Consider the following 21,224-nt stretch of genomic DNA (forward strand, 5'->3'; position numbering starts at 1 on the left):
TGATCCGGTGAATCACAATGTCGACGGTGCAGTCAGGTCTGTGGAGACCGATCTGATTGCGTTGTCGCATTCGATTCACAGCGATCCGGAGCTTGCGTTCGAGGAATTCCGCAGCTCAGCTAAAGTTTCCGAGCTATTGGGGCAGCACGGCTTTGCGATCGCACGGGGCATTGCCGATCTCCCGACTGCGTTCGACGCGACCTACGGCAGCGGCGAGTTGGTTATCGCGATGTGCGCCGAGTACGACGCTCTTCCGGAAATCGGTCATGCCTGTGGGCACAACATCATTGCTGCCGCCGCTGTCGGTGCCGGTATCGCGTTGGCGTCTGTCGCCGATCAGCTCGGCATCACCGTTCGAGTGATCGGAACTCCGGCCGAGGAAACCGGCGGTGGCAAGGTGTTGATGCTCGAGCGCGGTGCATTCGACGGAGTGGGTGCGGCGATGATGGTGCATCCGGGGCCCATCGATATCGTCGGCGCTACATCACTCGCACTCTCCGACATTGCGGTCAACTATTTTGGTCGCGAAGCCCATGCGTCGGCAGCACCGGAATTCGGACTCAATGCGGCGGACGCTGCGACCCTCGCCCAGGTGGCGGTGGGCCTGCTGCGCCAGCACCTTTTGCCGGGGCAGCAGATTCACGGCATCGTCAGCGACGGCGGCGCTGCTCCGAACATTGTTCCGGCGCGCTCGGAATTGTTGTACTACCTGCGCGCCGAGACGGCGGAGTCCTTGGCAAATCTGTCCGAGCGCGCGGAAGCCTGTTTTGCTGCCGGAGCCTTGGGCACCGGCTGCACACACGAAATCCGCACGGTATCCCCGACATACACGGAACTGACACCCGACCCGTGGCTGGCAGATGTGTACCGCGAGCAGATCGCAGATCTGGGACGGGTGCCGTTGGCGCTCGAATGGGAACGCTCGCGTCCGCTCGGCAGTACCGACATGGGTAATGTCACCAACGTGATTCCAGGAATTCACCCGGTTATCGGTTTGGATTCTGCTGGGGCAGTGACGCATCAACCGGAGTTCGCCGCGGCCTGTGTCACGGAATCTGCTGATCGTGCCGTCATCGACGGTGCAATCGCATTGGCCCGCACTGCTGTCCGGGTAGCGTCCGATCCATCGGAACGCGCCCGCCTGTTGGAAGGAGTAGATCGCCGGTGAACGCGGCAATCGATACTTGGATTCACGCGCATACCGACGATCTTGTCGCGTGGCGACGGCACATTCACGCCAACCCCGAGTTGGCCCGCCATGAGTACGCGACAACGGAATTCGTTGCGACACGACTCGCGGCGGCCGGTCTCGCGCCGAAAATTCTTCCCGGCGGCACCGGTCTGACGTGTGACATCGGTCCGGACGGACCGCGGATCGCGTTGCGCGCCGACATGGATGCCTTGCCGATGCAGGAAGCGACGGGAGCCACATATTCGTCGACCGTCCCTGGTGTTTCCCACGCCTGCGGGCACGACGCCCACACCACGATTCTGTTGGGTGCCGGCCTGGCCTTGGCATCGCTGCCGGAACTGCCGGTCGGCGTCCGCTTGATCTTCCAGCCCGCCGAGGAAGTGATGCCGGGCGGCGCGCTCGACGTCATTGCTGCCGGCGCGCTCGACGGTGTGTCGAGAATTTTTGCTCTGCACTGCGATCCGCGACTCGAGGCCGGACAGGTCGGTATGCGACTGGGTCCGATCACATCGGCAGCCGATACCGTCGAAGTAGTTCTGGACTCGCCGGGCGGACACACGTCTCGGCCACACCTGACCACCGATCTGATCTACGCGCTCGGAACAGTGGTCACAGGCTTGCCCGGAATGCTCAGTCGACGTATCGATCCGCGCACCGGCACAGTCATGGTGTGGGGCGCGGTCAGCGCCGGCCAGGCTCCCAACGCGATTCCGCAGACCGGCATGATGACCGGCACGGTCCGAACCGGTGATCACGAAACGTGGGAACTGCTCGAACCGCTCGTCGAGGAAATCGTGCACGGACTGCTCGCCCCCACCGGCGTTCGCTATCACCTGAACTATCGACGTGGTGTCCCGCCGGTAGTCAACGACGAAGTCTCCACGCGTATGTTCGAGGATGCTATCGGCACGGTCGGGCAGGACGCCTTGGCGGACACCCCGCAATCCGGTGGTGGAGAAGACTTCTCGTGGTATCTCGAGACGGTTCCCGGTGCCATGGCGAGGTTGGGCGTGTGGTCGGGTGAAGGGGATCAACTTGACATTCACCAGCCCACGTTCGATTTGGACGAGCGTGCACTCGGCGTGGGTGTGAAGGTTCTCGCGGGACTGGTTCTAGGGCCTGGCTCTGGGGCCTGATTTTCGGGTCTAGTTCTCGGTTATTGCCGGTTCCCGTCGGGGGCACCGTTTTTCGTTGGGTTCGAGTGAAGGTACGGGCATGTCGATAGGTGTAGGAGTGCGAATCGGCTCAGTGGTGTCGACGGCGGTGGTGGCGTCGAACGACCCAGGTTCTGCTGATCCGGTTGTGATTGTGCGAGATACCGTTCTCAATCAACGCAAGGACGGCGGAACCGTGCTCGGCGGTGAGTCGGAATTGGGCGCGGGTCGCGAATTCGCCGAGAGTTGGAGTGGATTCGTCGGCCGCGTCGGAGATCCCAGCGGTGTTGCGGGAAGCGCTGATACCCGTTATCGCGCTGAGGATCTGGTGGCGACCTCGATTCGGTGCCTGTTGCAGGAATGTGAGCCGCTGCCTGATCGCGGTGGTCGTGACGGCGGTGCGCCCGACATCGTGGCAACGTACCCGTCGCGCTGGGATTCCTCGACGGCTGCGATCCTGCGGGATTCTCTGGTGTATGCGGGCCTCGAGCGCATCACTCTCGTCTCGGATGCCGAAGCGGTGTCGGCGTGGTTCGAATCCGAGATCGCGGCACTGGCCGGAACACTCATCGGGATCTATCACGTCGACGACACGGGAGCGGCCGTCACGCTGGTTCGCTCGGGTGTCGCGGCAGGCCGTGCCTTCGGCTTTGCCGGTGACGGAAGTTCTCCGAGTTCGCGGATCGCGACGGCTCTCGGTGCCTTCGGTTGGATGCCGGAGAACCTCGACGCCGTAGTTGTCACCGGCGACGGGGACATGGCCGGCGATAAAGCCGCGATGACGGCGATTGCCGTCAGTGTTGCTGAAAAGCTCAGTGTGCGTTGTGAACTCGGTCCCGGTCCGGAACAGTCTGCTGCGCTCGGTGCGGCAATCCTTGCGGCCGGCTTCACCTCGACATCACACCAGATCGTGCCCATCGGACTGCCGCCGTCACACGACGTCACCGAAGTTTTCGACAACATTCCTCGAGTTGCCACCGCGACTGCCGTCGCAGTGGAACCGGAAGCTGCAGTCGCCGTGATCGAGCCTGCCAAGCGCAGCTACGCACGTGTCGCGATCGGAGTGAGCGCGGCGTTGGTAGTTATCGCGCTGGCCGCCCTGGCGTACTTCCTACTGCTCTAGTCGGTCAAACCATTCCCGGGGCCCACGTTCCGGCTGTTCCGCGTCCGCAGTTCACGGACGTAGTCGGCCGGAGCGCCGGCGATCTCGGCAGCGTCGGCCATTACTCCGATGTACCGAGCTGACGGAAGGCCGCCCTCGTAGGCGTCCATGACGTACAGCCAGGCGAGTACTGCGCCGTCGCCCGTGTCGACTCGCACCCGGATCTTGCGGTGTAGGCCGAGCTCTGCGCCTTCCCAGCGGTCGAGGCTTACGACGTCCTCGTCGGGGACGTCGTAAAGAACGACGAAGACGCTGGAATCCGGGTCCTCCACCACAGTGGCGAGAGCACCTTCCCAGCCCATGTCCTCGCCGCTGAACGTCAGGCGCCAGCCACGCAACCATCCCGTCCCCGACATGGGGGAGTGTGGGCAGCGTAACAACATCTGCTCGGGGTGCATGTTGGAACCGTATGCAGCATAAATCGACACGGGCGCAAGCCTAAACGGTGGTGCAAGGGTGAAGCGAAGCGGACCACTGCACGCTAGTAATCTGGTGCAAGCACTGCGCGACGTCGTTCGCTGCAATAGCGTGACCCACGCGTGCTCGTTTTAGGTGAGTAGACCGGCGGGAGACCCCTGTCGGTCGCCTGATTACTTGGAGGACACATGACCCGGATCGTGATCATCGGCGGCGGACCTGCCGGATATGAGGCAGCGCTGGTTGCTGCCCAGCACGGCGCAACCGTCACCCTGATCGATTCGGATGGAGTCGGTGGAGCCTGTGTGCTCTTCGACTGTGTGCCGTCCAAGACCTTCATTGCATCGACCGGCATCCGTACCGACATGCGTCGGGCGTCCGATCTGGGCATCACGCTCGATCCCGAGCAGGCTACGGTCTCGCTCCCCAAGATTCACTCCCGAGTCAAGGCGCTCGCATTGTCCCAGTCCTCGGATATTCGCGCTCGCTTGCAGACGGTCGGCGTCGAGGTCCTCTCCGGTACTGCCGAGCTGACCGACCAGGAACTGGGTTTGGCCACTCACCAGGTGCGGGCGACCCTCGCCGACGGTGAGCAGCGCACCATCACCGCCGACGTCGTGCTGATCGCGACCGGTGCCAGCCCCCGGATCATCCCGGGTGCCGAGCCGGACGGCGAGCGCATCATGACGTGGCGCCAGCTCTACGACTTGGATGAGCTGCCCTCGCACCTCGTTGTTGTCGGCTCCGGTGTGACCGGCGCAGAGTTCGTATCCGCGTACACGGAGATGGGCGTCAAGGTCACGCTCGTGTCCAGCCGTGACCGCGTGCTCCCGGGAGAAGACGCCGACGCTGCCCTCGTACTCGAAGATGCACTGGCCGAACGCGGTGTGATCTTGGTCAAGCATGCTCGCGCTGACGCCGTCGAGCGCACCGAGGACGGCATCGTCGTGAAGCTGTCCGACGGTCGTACAGTCGAGGGCAGCCATGCCCTGATGACGGTTGGTTCGGTCCCGAACACGAATAACTTGGGCCTCGACAAGGTCGGCATCGAGCTGGACAAGGGCGGCTACCTTCGGGTCGACCGCGTCTCGCGCACCACGGCCTCGGGTATCTACGCGGCGGGCGACTGCACGGGACTGCTGCCGCTCGCGTCGGTGGCTGCTATGCAGGGCCGCATTGCGATGTACCACGCGCTCGGTGAAGGCGTCAGCCCCATCAAGTTGAAGACGGTGGCGTCGGCAGTGTTCACGCGCCCCGAAATCGCGACAGTGGGCGTGACGCAGGCGGCGATCGACGACGGCGAAGTTCCCGCCCGCACCGTCATGCTGCCGCTCAACACCAACCCGCGTGCCAAGATGTCCGGCCTGCGTCGAGGCTTCGTGAAGATCTTCTGCCGTCCGGCTACCGGCGTGGTTATCGGTGGAGTTGTGGTTGCGCCCAACGGATCCGAGTTGATTCTTCCGCTCGCCATGGCGGTTCAGAACAACCTGACCGTCAACGATCTGGCGCAGACATTCTCCGTGTACCCGTCGCTGACAGGTTCTATCACCGAGGCTGCGCGTCAGCTCATGCGCCACGACGACCTCGACTGATTCCTAGAATCTGAGAACTAGATTTCACATATTGGTGTGATGGTGGGATAGTCGAGGTGCCGGTCGAATCATGGATCGGTACCTCGGCGCTCTCCCTGCCCCGTAGACCCCTCGGCGGCTCAGAGTGTTATTCCTCTGATTTCCTCTTCCCCGTGCCTGGGAGTTTCTATGAAAAACGCCGCGCTGTCCGTTCGTATGGACGGACTCCGTAGTTCTGCAATCCGCGACCTACTCACCTTGACGGCTCGTCCCGACGTGATCAGCTTGGCCGGTGGCCTGCCTGATCCGGATTTCATTCCACGAGAACGTATTGCGCAAGCCGCGCACGATGCCCTCGGTGACGCGTCGTCCGTTCAGTACGGCGAGACCTCGGGCTTACGACGCCTCCGTGAGGTGATCGCCGTCCGTGAATCCGTCAAGATCGGCCGCGTGCTCGAATCTTCCGACGTTGTTGTCACGCATGGCAGTCAGCAGGGTTTGAGTCTGCTGGCTCAGGTTCTGCTCGATGCCGGTGATATCGTCGTCGTGGAAGATCCGGCGTATACCGGTGCGCTGCAGGTCTTTCGGACTGCGCAGGCAGCCCTGGTTCCGGTGCCGGTCGACGAGAACGGCATGGATACAGTGGCGCTGGAAGAACACCTCTTAGGCGGCTTGCGTCCTAAAGTTGTTCATACAGTGAGTAACTTCCACAATCCGCGTGGGTCCGTGCTTTCGGCGGAACGCCGCGCGCATCTCGCGCATCTTGCTGATAGATACGGCTTCTGGGTTCTCGAGGACGACCCGTACGGGGAGCTCTACTTCGATGGACCGCCGCCGCTTCCGGTTGCAGCGTTGTCCGAGAGAGTGATTCGGCTCTCCAGTGCGTCAAAGGTGCTGGCGCCGGCTCTGCGTGTCGGTTGGCTTCACGGTGATCGCCGGGTGTGCGAGGCGGTCGAGTTGATCAAGCAGGGCGCAGACCTGTGTGGTTCATCGCTCACGCAGCAGATCGCCGCCGACTTGTTCTCGGATTACGAGTGGCTCGACGCCCATCTGGACATGCTGCGTGCGTCGTACGGAAGCCGGGCTAAGGCGCTGGTCAGTGCGTTGGAAGACGGCTTCGGTGACACTGCGCGGTTCTCGGCCGTGCGCGGTGGGATGTTCTGCTGGATGGACACCACGGCGGAGGTCGACACCGCGTCCGTGCTCGAGATTGCCGTCGAGCATGGTGTGGCATTTGTCCCGGGCAACGCGTTCGCTGTGGACGCCGACCTGAGTCGATCGGCCCGCCTGTGCTTTGCGACGTATCCCGAAACGGTGCTGCAAGACGCCGCGCAGAAGCTGCGCGATGCCTTCGCTGCCGCAGTTCTGGTCTAGTCCGACCAGTTGTACGTGCGCTCGACGGCCTTGTTCCACTCGGCGTACAGGTGCGCACGTTCGGACTCCGCCATCGAAGGTTCCCAGGTCTTGCCGACGGCCCAGTTGTTTCGGATGTCGTCGGTATCGGCCCAGTATCCGACAGCAAGGCCGGCAGCGTAGGCCGCACCCAACGCCGTCGTCTCGTTGACCACGGGACGGATGACGGGTACGCCCAGGATGTCGGATTGGAACTGCATCAGGGTTTCGTTGACCACCATTCCGCCGTCGACCTTCAGTGCGGAGAGTGTCACGCCGGAGTCGTTGCGCATGGCATCGATGACCTCGCGGGTTTGATACGCGGTGGCTTCGAGGGCGGCCCGCGCCAGGTGGCCCTTGTTGACGAAGCGGGTGAGACCGACGATGACACCACGAGCGTCAGGGCGCCACCGCGGGGCGAACAGACCGGAGAACGCGGGGACGATGTAGGCGCCGCCGTTGTCCTCGACGGTCAAGGCCAGAGGCTCGATGTCCTTGGCACTCTGGATGATTCCGAGATTGTCGCGCAACCACTGAATGAGGGAGCCGGATACGGCAACAGAACCTTCGAGTGCGTAGACGGCCGGGGCGTCGCCCAGTTTGTAGCAGAGCGTCGTCAGCAAACCGTGCTTGCTGTGTACCGGTGTCGTGCCGGTGTTGAGCAGTAGGAAGTTGCCGGTGCCGTACGTGTTCTTGGCTTCACCTTCGGACAGGCAGGCCTGTCCGAAGGTGGCAGCTTGCTGATCGCCGAGGATGCCGGCGACGGGTACTCCGGCAAGGTTTCCGCGCGGGCGACCCTTGCCGTAGATCTCGGAGGAACTGCGAATCTCCGGCAGCATCGACATCGGGATTCCGAAATCGGTGCAGATGGACTCGTCCCACTGCAGAGTCTCCAGATCCATCAGCATCGTGCGTGACGCATTGGTGACATCTGTCACGTGTGTGCCCTCGGTGAGGTGCCACAGGATCCATGTGTCGACGGTGCCGAAGCACAATTCTCCGGCCTCGGCCTTCTCTCTCGCACCGTCCACGTTGTCGAGAATCCACCGGATCTTCGGCCCGGAAAAGTATGTCGACAGTGGCAATCCGGTCTTGGCGCGGTACTTGTCCGGTCCGTCTTCTCCGCCGAGTTCCTGGCAGAGTTGATCGGTACGTGTGTCTTGCCAGACGATGGCGTTGTAGACCGGCTTGCCGGTCTTGCGCTCCCAGACCACCGTTGTCTCACGTTGATTCGTGATTCCGACGGCAGCGATGTCGGCGCGTGTGAGGTCGGCCTTCGCGAGTGCGCCCGCGACCACTTCGCGGGTGTTGGTCCACAGCGCTACCGGGTCGTGTTCCACCCAACCGGCTTGCGGAAAGACCTGCTCGTGCTCCTTCTGAGCAACGCTGACGACGGAGCCGTCGTGATCGAAGATCATGCATCGGCTGGACGTTGTGCCCTGATCGATGGCCGCGATGTACTGGTTCACACGTCTCCTCGGTTCGAGCGCTGTCTTGTCCAACGCTGTCGCAGTATGGGGATGAAGCTACTAGCCTGGATGCGAATTCGTCGTCGACTCACAGGAGACCGGGTTGAGTAAGCAGCAGGGTGCGCAGTTTCTCGGCCCACAGCAGCGCGGCGCTGCCTGGGAACAGCTTCAAAACCAGCAGTTCGACGTCATTGTCGTCGGCGGTGGCGTGGTCGGCGTCGGCGCGGCGCTCGATGCGGCGACGCGTGGGCTCAAGGTCGCGTTGGTCGAGGCTCGCGATTACGCGTCGGGAACTTCTTCTCGTTCGTCGAAGATGTTCCACGGCGGTTTGCGATATCTCGAGCAACTCGAATTCGGTCTGGTCCGGGAGGCGCTCCGTGAACGTGAGCTGTCCTTGACGACGCTTGCACCTCACCTGGTCAAGCCCCTCAAGTTCCTGTTCCCGTTGGCTCACCGCGTTTGGGAACGTCCCTACATGGCGGCTGGAATATTCCTGTACGACCGAATGGGCGGTGCCAAATCGGTGCCCTCGCAGAAGCACCTCACCCGCGCCGGCGCGTTGCGTATGTCTCCGAGCCTCAAGCGCAGTTCGCTGACTGGTGGCATTCAGTACTACGACACCGTGGTCGACGACGCCCGTCACACGATGATGGTGGCTCGTACCGCGGCGCACTACGGCGCAGTGGTGCGCACATCGACGCAGGTTGTCGGCTTCCTTCGTGAGGCAGATCGTGTTTCGGGCGTCCGTGTCCGTGACTGCGAGGACGGCCGCACCGCTGAAATCAAGGGGCACGTGGTCATCAACGCCACCGGTGTCTGGACCGACGAGATTCAAGCCCTCTCACGCCAGCGCGGCCGTTTCCGTGTTCGGGCGTCGAAGGGTGTTCACATCGTGGTCCCGCGGGACCGGATCGTCAGCGAAGCTGCGATCATCCTGCGCACCGAAAAATCTGTGCTGTTCGTGATTCCGTGGGGAAACCATTGGATTATCGGTACGACGGACACCGACTGGAACCTCGATCTCGCGCACCCGGCAGCAACGAAGGCCGACATCGATTACATTCTCGGCCACGTCAATTCGGTGTTGGTGACGCCGTTGACGCATGCCGACATCGACGGCGTGTACGCGGGCTTGCGTCCCCTTCTCGCCGGAGAGAGCGACGAGACGTCGAAGCTGTCCCGCGAACATGCCGTGGCGCGAGTCGCTCCAGGTTTGGTAGCCATCGCCGGTGGTAAGTACACGACGTATCGCGTCATGGCCGAGGATGCCGTTGATGTTGCATCCGAGGACATTCCGGCCAGGGTCGCGTCGTCGATTACCGAGAAGGTGCCGCTCGTGGGTGCCGACGGCTACTTCGCCTTGGTTAACCAGACTATGCAATTGGGTGAGCAGTACGGTCTGCATCCGTACCGGGTCAAGCATCTGCTGGACCGCTACGGCTCACTGATCACCGAGGTGCTCGAACTCGGGCGGGAAACTCCGGAGTTGTTGCAGCCCATCACGGATGCACCGGATTATCTCCAGGTCGAGGCCGTGTACGCCGCCGCAGCCGAGGGCGCCTTGCACCTCGACGACATCTTGGCCAGGCGTCTGCGAATTTCCATCGAGTATGCGCACCGCGGCGTCAACTGCGCTGAGCAGGTCGCGGAACTGGTTGCGCCGGTGCTGGGTTGGGACGACGAGGCCGTTGCCCGGGAAGTCGAAACCTACCGCGCTCGTGTCGAATCCGAAGTGGAATCGCAGGCCCAGCCTGATGACGAAGCAGCAGACGCATTGCGCGCAGCTGCGCCGGAATCGCGGGCCGAGATCCTCGAGCCGGTAGTGGTGGTACCGGACCGCCTCTAGTGTGACTCGAACCGTTCCAGCCGGCCATCACGAGGGAACTGCGGATAAGTTCCCGCCTTGGTAATACGGTCTCGCCTTCACTCAACCCGGCATCGTCGGACTCCTCACGGTGATCGCCGTCGAGGGCCTGCTGATCACGTGCATGGGTATCTTCAACCCGATCAACGCGACAGAGCGTCTGCAGCGCACGCCTGCCCATCACGCTGCTCGAGTTCTCACGGCCTGGAGTGTGAGCAGCAAACTTGCCCAGGCGATCCTTATGGTGGTGTGAGGCGTCCTCGCAACACTCACCGATCCGCTCGCCGCGATCACAGTGCCCGGCGTTTTCTTGCTGTTCACCCCACTCATACTGCCCAGACGGATCCACATGCCCGAACGTGACGCTATCGAGTGGACCGACGATGTCCGGGCGGTGTGACTCGAGGCTCGAAAGTGTGAACCACTGGTCAGTGGAGTGGCCAGCGATGGGATTCGGGTACATCATCGATAGGTGCGTTGCGTCAGATTTTCGGTAAAGCGTGCACGAATGGATCGGTGTGGGCGATGACCGATGTCGACCCGTTCGCGACGCGACGCAACACGACGCGGTCCGGTCGGTCGGTCGCGGCGGAATTAGCCGCGTCCGGGTTCGAGGACGCTCAGGAGATCGGCCGTGGAGGTTTCGGCGTCGTCTACCGCTGCACGCAACCTTCGCTGGACCGCACCGTGGCGGTCAAAGTCCTCACCGCCGACCTCGACGAAGAAAACCGGGCACGGTTCCTTCGGGAGCAACAGGCGGCAGGACGACTGACCGGTCATCCCAATATCGTCACCGTCCTTCACGCCGGTGTCACCGACAACGGTCGGCCGTTCACCGTCATGCCGTACTACTCCCAGGATTCGCTCGACGCACGGATCCGGCACCACGGACCGCTCCCACTGAACGAAGCCCTGAGACTCGGCATCAAGATCGCCGACGCGCTGGAATTCGCTCACCGACACGGAGTTCTCCATCGTGATGTCAAACCCGGGAACATCCTGCTCACCGACTACGGGGAGCCGGCGTTGTCGGACTTCGGTATAGCTCATGTTCCCGGCGGATTCGAAACTGGCACAGGCATTGTGACGGGTTCGCCGGCGTTTATTGCGCCGGAAATCGTGGTCGGCGAGCCCCCGAGTTCGGCCGCTGATGTCTACGGGCTCGGCGCCACGTTGTTCACCGTGATCACCGGTCACGCTGCCTTCGAGCGTCGAAGTGGCGAACAATTGGTCGCACAGTTCCTCCGAATTACTTCAGAACCTGTCCCGGATCCACGCCGGTACGGAATCGCCGAGGACATCGGAGTGATCATCGAAGGTGCAATGTCCGCCAACCCGGGGAACCGTCCCTCCGCTGAGGAACTGGGCCGGCAAATCCGCGAATCGCAACGACGTCATGGTTTCCACGTCGACGAGCCGGCACTGAACGTAGATCCGAGCCTGCCGGCAGACACTCCGCTGGTGGTAGCGAATGCGTTTTCGGAAGGCGCAGTGTCGTCCGGGCGGCGGGAAACGGGGACATCTGTGGCTTCGGATCGAACGAGCGGACTTCCACTGGAGTTGACCAGTTTTGTCGGCCGACGCACGGAACTGGTTGAGGCCGAGAACTTGCTGTCCACTTCACGATTGGTGACATTGACCGGGATCGGTGGAGTCGGGAAGACCCGCCTCGCCGTGCGGGTTGCCACCAAGAGGCAGCACCTTTATGCCGACGGCGCGAGACTGGTGGAGCTGGGGGAGTTGTACGACGCAACGCTGTTGGTAGATGTAGTGGCGGGTGCGTTGGGACTGCGAGACAGATCCGCCAGACCGGTGCAAGTGGTAGTGACGGACTTCCTCGCTTCGCGGGAATTACTGATGGTGCTCGACAATTGTGAGCAGCTGCTGGACGGGGTTGCGCAGCTCGCGGAGAGGCTACTGCGATTCTGTCCCGGCGTGACGATTCTCGCGACGAGCCGTGAGCCGATCGGAATCGCGGGAGAAGCGGTGCTGTTGGTTCCTCCGCTCCCGGTTCCTGACCCGGACCACCTGTCGCGGGGAGCCTTCCGTAACGACTCGATGAGACTGTTCCTCGATCGAGGTGGCGTGGCTGTTCCGGGATTTGCTCTTGTGGAGGACAACAAAGTTGCGATCGCACGGATCTGTCGGAAGGGGAGGCTCCTCGCAGACCAGGCGACAGCCGCTTTGATGCGTGCCCATATCGATCAAGCCGAAGGAACTCTTGCCCTGTTTACGGGGAACTTCGTCGATGCATGTTCACATCTCGAGGATGCAGCCATAGTGTTTGCCGAACAGGAGGACCTTCTCTTCGAAGTCGTGGCCGTCACTGCCTTGGGAATGGCGCGGGAACTGCTGAACGAGACGGACCGGGCAATCGAATGTTACGAGCGCGCGTTGGTAATCACCGAGGCACGCGGCGAAGCCGCGTATCGAGGCTATGCGCTGTGGGCGCTGGCACTTGCCGTGTGGCGCCAAGATGATCGCGTTCGTGCGGTTCGGTTGCTCGAGCAGGCCTTGGAGTTGGGGCGAAGGGTCAACGACAGGTTGCACGCCAGCATGTGCCTGCAAACTCTGGCATGGATCGACTTCGACGAGAAGGACGCTCGACGGGCGGCAGTGCTGATGGGAGCCTCGGAGGAGGTGAGTAAGTCGTTGGGAAGTTCGACGGTCGTCCTGCCCGGACTGTCGGTGTATCAGGAGGCCTGCGAAGCAGAGACTCGACGACTGCTGGGTCCGCAGGCCTTCGCCGCGGCGCAGAAGAAGGGCCGCGCACTCGGATTTCATGGCGCAGTTGCCTATGCCTTGGGTGAGCAGGACCTGCCGACGGGTACCTCGTCTGCCAGTCCCTCGGTGACACCGACCAAGCGTGAGTTGGAGGTGGCCGGGCTGATCGCGGACGGGATGACCAACAAGGAGATCGCTGCGCGCTTGGTAATTTCTCCGCGTACTGCTCAGGGACATGTCGAACATCTGCTGGTCAAATTGGGATTCACATCACGAGCGCAGATCGCCGCGTGGTTCGTGGAATCAAGAAGAAATATATCCGAACATTAAGGCAGCACAGCACTTCTCGGCTGTGGAAGCGGCCTTCCACCAGTTTTCGGACTTTTCCGACTAATTTGACTGTGACCATTGTCTGCGAACATAGTTTCGAATACGGTGGAGGAATGTTCGAGTCGGGAGTGGGAAACTACGGCCTGTCAGCACCGCTGACCGGTACCGAATCCGATTGCGCCCTCATCGATCTCATCTTCGACCTGCATTCCTGTGAAGCGAAGTTGGTCGAGCGCAAACTTGCTGCGATTGCCGAGTTTTTCACCCGTCGCAGTGCCGAGCACACCGCCACCGGCACCTGGTCGTCCACCGCGCACGAATTGGCGGAATCGGAAATCGGCGCGGTGCTCACGATGGGGCGTGCCGGCGCCGGGAAACTTATCGGACTCGGATTCGCGTTGAAAACCCGTCTGCACCGCACCCGGGCGGCGATGGCGCGCGGAGAATTGGATCTTTATCGGGTCTCCTTGATCGAATCCGCGACCGCGAACGTCTCGGACGAGTTGATCGACGAGGTGGAACGCCTTGTCTTGGAACAAGTCTTGGCTCCGGCTGTGGATGGTGGGACGGGGTTGAGGGGTCGGCGGTTGACGGGCGTGATCGATCGGATCGTGGCGCGGGTGGATCCGGAAGGGATGCGGGAGCGGCGACGGCGTGCGTTGGCGGAGAGGTTTATCGGGGTCAGTGCGATGGAGGACGGGATGGCCCGGATCGTGGGGTCAATTCCGGCGGAACAAGCCCGACTGTTCGACGGCCGGTTGCGAGAGTTGGCTCTCTCGGTGTGCCGACATGATTCGCGGACGTACGAGCAGCGTCGGGCGGATGCGTTGGGTGCGTTGTTGGATGGTTCGGTGGTGTTGCCGTGTGACTGTGGGCGGGTGGATTGTCTGCAGGATCGGTCGGGGTTGACGGTGGTGCGGCGTCCGTTGGTGGTTGTGGTGATGGCGGAGTCGACGTTCCAGGGCTCTGACGAGCCGGCGCATCTGGACGGGTACGGGGTGATCAGTGCCGAGCACGCGCGGGACATCACGAAGGATGGGATTGTGCGGGAGGTGCGGGTGCCGGCAGACGTAGTGCCTGAGCCTGCTCCGGAATCACTGCCGGCGTCGGCGTTCGTCTACCGCCCCGGTGCGGCATTGGATACGTGGCTGCGGGCGGCGGCGGGGAGTTGCCAGTGGTTGCACTGCGATGTCCCGGCCTGGAATTGCGATCTCGATCATGGGGTGCCATTCGATCACGCCGATCCCGCTAACGGTGGGAAGACTGTGGCGTCGAATTTGTCGGCGTATTGCCGGAATCATCATCGGCTCAAGCATTCCGGGCATTGGTTGCATACCCCGAACTCCGATCGGACGGTCACGGTGGTTTCTCCGACGGGGCATTGTTACCGAACCCGGGCGGCGGGATTGTTGGCGGGGGTGCCGGATCCGGTTCTGCCGGAGGGTGGGCCGCGGAGGCGCACGAAACTCGAGAACAAGGCTGCCCGGGTTCGGGGTGAACGCCGCCGTCGGCGTGCGCGGATGGATGTTCGGGCCCAGAAGTTGGTTCGGCGGGAGCGGAGGCTGAAAGTTCGGAAGCGGAATCGGCTGTTGCAGCGGTTGATGCGGGTGCGTGCGAGGGTGGTGGGGCGTGGGTTTGTGGTGCGTAGGCGGAAGCCTGTTGATTACGGGGATGATCCACCGCCATTCTGAAATTGAGTATTTTCGGCCTCAGTTCCGGGATTGTGGCCGAGTAGGTGTATTCGCTTCAGGTCCACGGTTTCCCGAATTGCCGAGACCACGGCCGCGACTTCGCGGCGTCGTAGTGATTCTGCGCGGGCAACCAGCCAGTAGGCCAACCGCACCTCGACGTCGGCGGGTAGGACGCGGACAAGATCCTCATGCCGATCGGCCATAAAGCACGGAAGAAGCCCGATTCCAGCTCCCGCACGCGTGGCCTCAATATGGACGAACACGTTGGTGGACGTGACCGCTTCCCTCATGGAGACGGTGAGCTTGCGAGCGAGGTCTAGTTCGTCGACCTGCAACATCGAGTCGATGAAGTACACGAGGGAATGATCGGCAAGGTCGGCTGGGCTCGTGGGAACTGTATGTTGCCGAAGGTATTCGCGAGACGCATACAGTCCCAATGCGTAATCGGCCAAGTGGATGGCCTCGGCGCGGTGGACGTGAGGCTTACCGACAACCACTTCGATATCGAGTCCGGAGCGGATCTGCGAGGCTTTTCGTGTGGCGACGACGATCTCCACGCTTACTCGCGGATGTCGTTTGCGGACTGTCGCACTAGCCGGTGCAGCAATGTACGCGCTGAATCCGTCGGTTGCGGATACTCGGACAACGCCGTCGAGGAGGTGCTGTCCGTTGGGGTCCAGTGCCAAGTCGTTGACGGCTGCCTCGATCCGTTCCGCCGCCGTCAGTGCCTGTTTGCCCAGGTCGGTCAGTTCCCATCCGCCAGACGCACGGACGAGCACTCGTCCACCCAAACTTTTCTCGAGGCCGGCGATGCGCCTCGAGATGGTGGTGTGATTGAGCCCGAGGTCGTCGGCTGCAGTGTTGAAACGCCCCGTGCGGCCTACGGCGAGGAGAACCAAAAGGTCGTCGGGATTCGGTCCGGGATTCATATCTGCATCTTTGCAGTTGCAGACTGCGGTTTTTGTCATTGTTGTGAAACCGATCTGCATCAATACTCATCAGGCCAGAGAAAAGTGTGGGAGCAGTCACATTTGAAAATCACTGCGAACTATGACGAGGGAGTCCACGATGAGCGTCGACAACAGGCCGAAGTCCGAAGCCGAAGCCCCACCATCGGGGTTGAAGAAGGTTGTCGGCGCATCGATGGCGGGGACCGTCGTCGAATGGTACGAGTTCTTTCTGTACGGCACCGCTGCGACCTTGGTGTTCAGCAAGGTGTTCTTCCCGGGCGGTGGCAACGAGTTCGACGCGGTCATCGCGGCCTTCATTACGTACGCTGTCGGATTTGCGGCGCGTCCGTTGGGCGGCATCGTTTTCGGGTACTTCGGGGACAGGTTCGGCCGAAAGCAGCTGTTGCAGTTCAGTCTTCTGCTCGTCGGTGCGGCAACTTTCCTGATGGGCTGCCTGCCGACCTATGGACAGATCGGGTATTGGGCGCCGGCGCTCCTCGTGACGCTCCGATTTATCCAAGGGTTTGCAGTGGGCGGTGAGTGGGGTGGTGCGGTACTCCTTGTCGCAGAGCACAGTCCGAACCGATCGCGAGGATTCTGGTCGTCCTGGCCGCAAGCGGGCGTTCCGATGGGCAACCTCGTCGCGACGGTGGTTCTGCTTATTCTGACCTCGACCCTGTCGGATGAGTCGTTCATGAGTTGGGGCTGGCGCGTTGCCTTCTGGCTTTCGGCGGTGATCGTTCTGGTCGGATATTACATTCGCACCAAAGTTACAGATGCTCCCATTTTCCTTGCCGCGCAGAAGGAAGCAGAGCTGGTCAAGGCGACGTCGTACAGTGTCTTCGAGGTCGTGAAGCGTTACCCGCGCGGCGTTCTGACCGCGATGGGTCTGCGCTTTGCCGAGAATGTCATGTACTACCTCGTCGTGACGTTCTCGATTACCTACCTCAAGCTGGTTGTACATGCCGACACCTCTCACATTCTCTGGTGGATGCTCATTGCCCACGCCGTGCACTTCGCGGTAATTCCTCTGGTAGGCAAGCTGTCCGACACCATCGGTCGCCGCCCCGTTTACATGATCGGTGCCGTCACTGCCGGAACCTGGGGCTTCTTCGCCTTCCCGATGATGAACAGTGGACACAACGCGGTCATTCTCTCGGCGATCATCATCGGCCTCGTGTTTCACGCGTTCATGTACGCAGGCCAACCTGCGATCATGGCCGAGATGTTCCCGACCCGGATGCGTTACTCCGGAGTGTCTTTGGGATATCAGGTGACGTCGATCGTGGCCGGGTCGTTGGCGCCGATCATCGCCACGGCGCTTCTTCGCAAGTTCGATTCCTCGGTTCCCATTGCCGTGTACTTGCTGCTTGCCTCACTGATCACCATCGTCGCGGTCTTCTTTGCTCGTGAGACCAAAGGCATTTCGCTCGAATCTGTCGATGAGGCAGATGCGCAGGTACTCGCGAACGAGCGAGCCGGTGTTCCCGCATGACGCTCGCCGGGAAGTCGGCATTGGTTACCGGTGGTGCAAGCGGGATCGGTGAGGCGTGCGCCCGAATGCTTGCCGCGCGAGGTGCCCACGTCACAGTTGCAGATGTCGATGATGTCGCGGCGAATTCGCTGGCCGACGAAATCGACGGCAGTGCTTGGGCAGTCGATTTCCTCGATACGGATCACCTCGCGACCCTTGCGTTGGAGGCCGATATCCTGGTCAACAGCGCCGGTATTCAACGGGTCAGTCCGATCGAGGACTTCGATATCGAAGACTTCCGCAGGATTCAGAGACTCATGGTCGAAGCGCCGTTCCTTCTCATTCGTGCGACCCTTCCTTACATGTACCGCAACGGTTTCGGGCGAATCCTCAACATTTCCTCCGTGCACGGTCTGCGGGCGTCCCCTTTCAAGAGTGCCTACGTTGCCGCAAAACACGGGCTCGAAGGTTTGTCGAAAGTTGTTGCTCTCGAAGGTGCTTCGCACGGTGTTACCAGTAACTGCGTCAACCCGGGATATGTGTTGACGCCTCTCGTTCAGAGTCAAATCGCTGACCAGGCAAAGGTTCACGGCATCAGTGAATCCGAAGTGGTCGAGAAGGTGATGCTGACGGAGAGTGCGATCAAGCGGATGGTGGAGCCGTCGGAGGTGGCCTCACTGGTCGGTTGGCTGGCCTCGGTCGACGCAGCCATGGTGACCGGTGCGTCGTACACGATGGATGGAGGGTGGAGCGCACGATGACAACCCTAACTGGGTGCGCACGTGCCACCGATGGGTAATTCTTGTGCCCGAGTGCCGATCCACGTGCCGATCTCATCGAGCATCGCCGTACCGTCGGCAAAGGTTCCGGAGTTGGGTTTAGCCGCCATGGCCACAGCGAGTTGACCTGTGCCGCTGGTGATGATCCCGAATTGACGCACCAGGTACCCACCGCCCTGGTCCGGACCCCATCCGCCCTTGAACTGGGCCTGCGGGATCACTCCCAGGCCCCAGTGTTGATCGGGGCTGACGTCACCCATGAAGTCCAGAACTTCGGTGGCGTCGGTGCGACACGGCAAGGTCGCCGCGAATTGCGCTTGATCGTTGAGCGACCACTGTGTTTGCCCGAAAGCGCTGAATTCGGGTCGGAGAACTTGTGATTCGACAGTCGTCGAGACATCGCCCGACGTAGCGAGGACCGATTCGACCTTCGCCGCCGCGCTGGCGGGGTCGCCGAGTTCGGCCCACAGGGCTTCGGCTGATTCGTTGTCCGACATGGTGATTGCTCGACTGATGATGGTCAGTTGATTGCCGTCGACCGTGTCGGCTTCTCTGAGAGCTGCAATAGACAAGGGGACTTTGATGGTCGACCACGCATCACCACTGTGCCAGTCGCCGGCGGCGAGGGACGGACCACCACCCACCGGAACGAGGGTTATTCCCACCGTGCCGTCGAGTGTTTTGCTCAGGGCAGTAAAGCCCGCGAGCGGCCCGGTGCCGTCGAGCGGAACCGGTGCTGCCGGTGTCACTTCCGACGGAACGGCAACGCTTTCGGTGACGGTCTCGTTCTTCGGAATGTCGGCATCGGTGGGAATGGTGCAGGCCGAGAGTGCTGCCGCTGCCACCAGTACGAGGCCGAGGACCAGCCTGGAATCAGTAGACATAGACGACCGCATTGTTGCCGCCAGTGCAGGTGACTACTTTCGTGCCGCTGCAACTCATGGAATAGCGGGTATTGGTGATGGGGCTGACGGCACTGATCCTGACCGTTGTACCGCGCTGGTTCTGATTCACGTATTGGGAGCGCACCGCTTCGGCGAATTCACACGAAGTGACTGTGCTGCCGACGGCAGAATTCGGGAATTCCGTAGTGGAGAAAACCGAACTGCATGGGGATGCGTTACGCGGGAGGGTCTCGCCGGCACCCGGAGCGGCAGCGGTGGTGCGAGGTGCCGAGGGCTTCGAAGTAACCATGGCCGAGGACGTCGCGGCTGCGGACGTATCTGAAGTTCTGTCGAATATCAGCGGGCGGATCCAAACGAGCGCAATTACGACCACGACCGCGAGAACACCGGCAGCGAGGAGTATCCACAACCAGACAGGTGTTCGTGGTGGCGGTACAGGTGGGTAGCCGCCCTGTGGATAGCCAGGTTGTCGGTAACCGGGAGGAGGGCCGTTGCCAGGCGGTGGTGGTAGACCGGGTTGTGGGCGCGCAGGGTCGGAATTCCACGGATATGGCGGTTGAGGGGCAGTCATATCGTGGACTCCTGATCTGATGTTGCGCCGTTTTGTCTCCGTTATGTATATCGGATCGGGGAGCCAGGATTGTTTTTCGCTAGTGGGTCAGCACAAGTTTGAGGGCCACGATAATTGTGGCGACTGCGGCGAGTCCGAAAGCCGCGATATGGGTTTCGGTGCTCACCTTTTCGCCGTGTAGGCGACTGATCACGTAGCTGGTCGATCCGATGCGCAGTACCAGTACGAGTTCGGCGATCAATTGAGCTGTCCGGGGCTCGAACAGATTGATCCAGGCAGTTCCCAGGATTACGACAGGAACGACGGCTGACGTGAGAATCGGTACGGAATCGCGGAGTGCGTCGAGCCTCTCCCGACGGGATAGTTGTCGATCATTACGAATACTTTCGCCCACGCCCTCGGCAAAGGTGTGGGCAATGTACGTCGAGAGCGCGGTGCCGATGACAATCGCAACTCCGAGCGATTCTTCGGATCGCATCACCGGAACCAGGGCGGCAAGGGCCAGGATGTTTCCGTAGATGTACGCGGTAGTCCGGGCAGCGATGCGTTCTTGCCCGAGCGGTTCGCCGCGCGAGGTGATCGGACGATTCAGTAGAGTCCGGAAATCCCAATCCATCTGTCGAGCATGGCAGATCAGACGCGTGGGCTGTAGTGCATCGGGTTATCTCGTTGATCGAGTGGCGGCAGATTGCGGGCGGGAGTGTGAACCAGGGGAGCGTCGGCGGGTGTCCTGCCATTTGCGCGATCCCAGCCGGCGCGGGCACGGGGTTGATAGTGGTAACGCGAGGGGACTAGACGGAAGGCCGCATTGACGGCTTTACCGACGATCTTGTGGATCTTCGCGTCGCGGGCACTCCAGGAGTAGCCGAGAAGATCACGCACAGGTTGGTCGTACATCCCGACGGTCAGCCAGACGAATCCTCGGGCGATGGGGATTCGGACGACGCGCCAGATCGGGTTGGGTAGCCACGTCATGAACGGCGGCTTGCCCAGGGCGGACAGGTCGAGGACGTCGCGGGTGGCTTTGTTGTCTTCGAGTACGGTGCGGCACATGTGATCCCAGTACTCCTGGAAGGCTTCCCAGGTTTCGGGGACTGGTCGCATGCTCATGCCGTAGAGGCGGTACCACTGGATGTGTTCGGTGAAGAGTTGTCGCTTCTGGGCTTCGGTGAGACCGCCCGAAAAGTTCTCGGCCGTGACGATAGTGCCCATGAAGAACGTGGCGTGTGCCCAGTAGAAGGTGTCGGGATCGAGTGCGTGGTACCGGCGCCCGAACTTGTCGATACCCTTGATGTTGGTGTGGTACCCCCGTACCTGAAGCGCGGTTTCTTCGGCGCGATCGCCGTCGAACACAACTCCGGCGATGGGGTAGAGCGAGCGGTACAGTCGCTCCCAGCGCTCGTCGAAGAATTTCGAATGTTCTTCGACGCCGGCACCGAGGCCCGGATGCATGTTCTGCATCGAGCCTGCCCACGGGCCTTGCAGCATTCCCCGCCAGTCGCCGAAGTACTTCCATGTCAGGGAATCGGGACCCAATGGTGTGGGTGCGGCACCGTCACCTGTTTGACTACGCATGTTG

18 protein-coding genes are annotated in these 21,224 nt (G+C 61.7%); 11 read left to right on the forward strand and 7 right to left on the reverse strand.

Annotated features, from left to right (window positions below):
* The first annotated feature begins 7 nt into the window (after positions 1–7).
* From QM600_RS05845 to QM600_RS05855, 3 genes are all read left to right on the forward strand, one after another.
* Positions 8–1,168, forward strand: coding sequence for a M20 family metallopeptidase (locus QM600_RS05845; protein WP_283260521.1), 1,161 nt, complete (start codon positions 8–10; stop codon positions 1,166–1,168).
* On the forward strand, positions 1,165–2,328 hold the full coding sequence (locus tag QM600_RS05850) for a M20 family metallopeptidase (RefSeq protein WP_283260522.1): 1,164 nt from the start codon (positions 1,165–1,167) through the stop codon (positions 2,326–2,328). Before QM600_RS05845 ends, QM600_RS05850 begins: the two co-directional genes overlap by 4 nt.
* Before the next feature lie 79 nt (positions 2,329–2,407).
* Entirely contained in the window at positions 2,408–3,469 is a 1,062-nt protein-coding gene (locus QM600_RS05855) for a hypothetical protein (RefSeq protein ID WP_283260523.1), read from the forward strand.
* Here QM600_RS05855 and QM600_RS05860 read toward each other — a convergent pair.
* Entirely contained in the window at positions 3,466–3,936 is a 471-nt protein-coding gene (locus QM600_RS05860; protein ID WP_283260524.1) for a gamma-glutamylcyclotransferase family protein, read from the reverse strand. The genes QM600_RS05855 and QM600_RS05860 overlap by 4 nt on opposite strands.
* A 177-nt stretch (positions 3,937–4,113) precedes the next feature.
* Here QM600_RS05860 and QM600_RS05865 point away from each other — a divergent pair, with 177 nt between their 5' ends.
* Both QM600_RS05865 and QM600_RS05870 read left to right on the forward strand, forming a co-directional pair.
* Positions 4,114–5,517, forward strand: a complete 1,404-nt coding sequence (locus QM600_RS05865) for an NAD(P)H-quinone dehydrogenase (protein ID WP_283260525.1) — start codon at positions 4,114–4,116, stop codon at positions 5,515–5,517.
* 168 nt (positions 5,518–5,685) lie between these two features.
* Positions 5,686–6,870: an aminotransferase-like domain-containing protein gene (locus QM600_RS05870; protein WP_283260526.1), complete on the forward strand. Its 1,185-nt coding sequence runs from the start codon at positions 5,686–5,688 to the stop codon at positions 6,868–6,870.
* On the opposite strand, the gene glpK is transcribed toward QM600_RS05870, so the two are convergent.
* Complete coding sequence (gene glpK, locus QM600_RS05875; protein WP_283260527.1) at positions 6,867–8,357, reverse strand: glycerol kinase GlpK; 1,491 nt, start codon at positions 8,355–8,357, stop codon at positions 6,867–6,869. The two genes, QM600_RS05870 and glpK, sit on opposite strands and share 4 nt — an antisense overlap.
* 103 nt (positions 8,358–8,460) lie before the next feature.
* Here glpK and QM600_RS05880 point away from each other — a divergent pair, with 103 nt between their 5' ends.
* The 4 genes from QM600_RS05880 (at position 8,461) to QM600_RS05895 (ending at position 14,966) form a co-directional block, all read left to right on the forward strand.
* Positions 8,461–10,203: a glycerol-3-phosphate dehydrogenase/oxidase gene (locus tag QM600_RS05880; protein ID WP_283260528.1), complete on the forward strand. Its 1,743-nt coding sequence runs from the start codon at positions 8,461–8,463 to the stop codon at positions 10,201–10,203.
* A gap of 109 nt (positions 10,204–10,312) precedes the next feature.
* Positions 10,313–10,474: a hypothetical protein gene (locus tag QM600_RS05885; RefSeq protein ID WP_283260529.1), complete on the forward strand. Its 162-nt coding sequence runs from the start codon at positions 10,313–10,315 to the stop codon at positions 10,472–10,474.
* A gap of 272 nt (positions 10,475–10,746) precedes the next feature.
* Positions 10,747–13,275 carry a protein kinase domain-containing protein gene (locus QM600_RS05890; RefSeq protein ID WP_283260530.1) on the forward strand — a complete coding sequence of 843 codons (2,529 nt, stop codon included), beginning with the start codon at positions 10,747–10,749 and terminating at the stop codon, positions 13,273–13,275.
* A 113-nt stretch (positions 13,276–13,388) separates the two neighbouring features.
* The gene (locus tag QM600_RS05895) at positions 13,389–14,966 is read left to right on the forward strand and encodes an HNH endonuclease signature motif containing protein (RefSeq protein ID WP_283260531.1); all 1,578 of its coding nucleotides are present in this window, start codon (positions 13,389–13,391) and stop codon (positions 14,964–14,966) included.
* On the opposite strand, the gene QM600_RS05900 is transcribed toward QM600_RS05895, so the two are convergent.
* Positions 14,939–15,895 carry a LysR family transcriptional regulator gene (locus QM600_RS05900; protein ID WP_283260532.1) on the reverse strand — a complete coding sequence of 319 codons (957 nt, stop codon included), beginning with the start codon at positions 15,893–15,895 and terminating at the stop codon, positions 14,939–14,941. The genes QM600_RS05895 and QM600_RS05900 overlap by 28 nt on opposite strands.
* Positions 15,896–16,034: 139 nt before the next feature.
* Between QM600_RS05900 and QM600_RS05905 the strand changes: the two genes are divergently transcribed.
* Positions 16,035–17,411, forward strand: a complete 1,377-nt coding sequence (locus tag QM600_RS05905) for an MFS transporter (RefSeq protein WP_283260533.1) — start codon at positions 16,035–16,037, stop codon at positions 17,409–17,411.
* Positions 17,408–18,151 carry a 3-hydroxybutyrate dehydrogenase gene (locus QM600_RS05910; protein ID WP_283260534.1) on the forward strand — a complete coding sequence of 248 codons (744 nt, stop codon included), beginning with the start codon at positions 17,408–17,410 and terminating at the stop codon, positions 18,149–18,151. Before QM600_RS05905 ends, QM600_RS05910 begins: the two co-directional genes overlap by 4 nt.
* 5 nt (positions 18,152–18,156) lie before the next feature.
* On the opposite strand, the gene QM600_RS05915 is transcribed toward QM600_RS05910, so the two are convergent.
* From QM600_RS05915 to QM600_RS05930, 4 genes are all read right to left on the reverse strand, one after another.
* Positions 18,157–19,053, reverse strand: coding sequence for a serine hydrolase (locus tag QM600_RS05915; protein ID WP_283260535.1), 897 nt, complete (start codon positions 19,051–19,053; stop codon positions 18,157–18,159).
* The gene (locus QM600_RS05920; protein WP_283260536.1) at positions 19,043–19,645 is read right to left on the reverse strand and encodes a serine/threonine protein kinase; all 603 of its coding nucleotides are present in this window, start codon (positions 19,643–19,645) and stop codon (positions 19,043–19,045) included. Before QM600_RS05920 ends, QM600_RS05915 begins: the two co-directional genes overlap by 11 nt.
* Before the next feature lie 79 nt (positions 19,646–19,724).
* Complete coding sequence (locus QM600_RS05925) at positions 19,725–20,261, reverse strand: hypothetical protein (protein ID WP_283260537.1); 537 nt, start codon at positions 20,259–20,261, stop codon at positions 19,725–19,727.
* 17 nt (positions 20,262–20,278) lie between these two features.
* The gene (locus tag QM600_RS05930; RefSeq protein ID WP_283260538.1) at positions 20,279–21,220 is read right to left on the reverse strand and encodes an oxygenase MpaB family protein; all 942 of its coding nucleotides are present in this window, start codon (positions 21,218–21,220) and stop codon (positions 20,279–20,281) included.
* Positions 21,221–21,224: the final 4 nt, after the last annotated feature.

Source organism: Rhodococcus sp. IEGM 1379 (genome assembly GCF_030056815.1).
GTDB lineage: Bacteria > Actinomycetota > Actinomycetes > Mycobacteriales > Mycobacteriaceae > Rhodococcus_F.

Coding starts and splice junctions, on each gene's coding strand:
- QM600_RS05900 (WP_283260532.1), bottom strand. CDS start 15,895: ATGAATCCCGGACCGAATCCCGACGACCTTTTGGTTCTCCTCGCCGTA.
- QM600_RS05870 (WP_283260526.1), top strand. CDS start 5,686: ATGAAAAACGCCGCGCTGTCCGTTCGTATGGACGGACTCCGTAGTTCT.
- QM600_RS05855 (WP_283260523.1), top strand. CDS start 2,408: ATGTCGATAGGTGTAGGAGTGCGAATCGGCTCAGTGGTGTCGACGGCG.
- QM600_RS05865 (WP_283260525.1), top strand. CDS start 4,114: ATGACCCGGATCGTGATCATCGGCGGCGGACCTGCCGGATATGAGGCA.
- QM600_RS05895 (WP_283260531.1), top strand. CDS start 13,389: ATGTTCGAGTCGGGAGTGGGAAACTACGGCCTGTCAGCACCGCTGACC.
- QM600_RS05890 (WP_283260530.1), top strand. CDS start 10,747: ATGACCGATGTCGACCCGTTCGCGACGCGACGCAACACGACGCGGTCC.
- QM600_RS05915 (WP_283260535.1), bottom strand. CDS start 19,053: ATGTCTACTGATTCCAGGCTGGTCCTCGGCCTCGTACTGGTGGCAGCG.
- QM600_RS05910 (WP_283260534.1), top strand. CDS start 17,408: ATGACGCTCGCCGGGAAGTCGGCATTGGTTACCGGTGGTGCAAGCGGG.
- QM600_RS05925 (WP_283260537.1), bottom strand. CDS start 20,261: ATGGATTGGGATTTCCGGACTCTACTGAATCGTCCGATCACCTCGCGC.
- QM600_RS05920 (WP_283260536.1), bottom strand. CDS start 19,645: ATGACTGCCCCTCAACCGCCATATCCGTGGAATTCCGACCCTGCGCGC.
- QM600_RS05905 (WP_283260533.1), top strand. CDS start 16,035: ATGAGCGTCGACAACAGGCCGAAGTCCGAAGCCGAAGCCCCACCATCG.
- QM600_RS05930 (WP_283260538.1), bottom strand. CDS start 21,220: ATGCGTAGTCAAACAGGTGACGGTGCCGCACCCACACCATTGGGTCCC.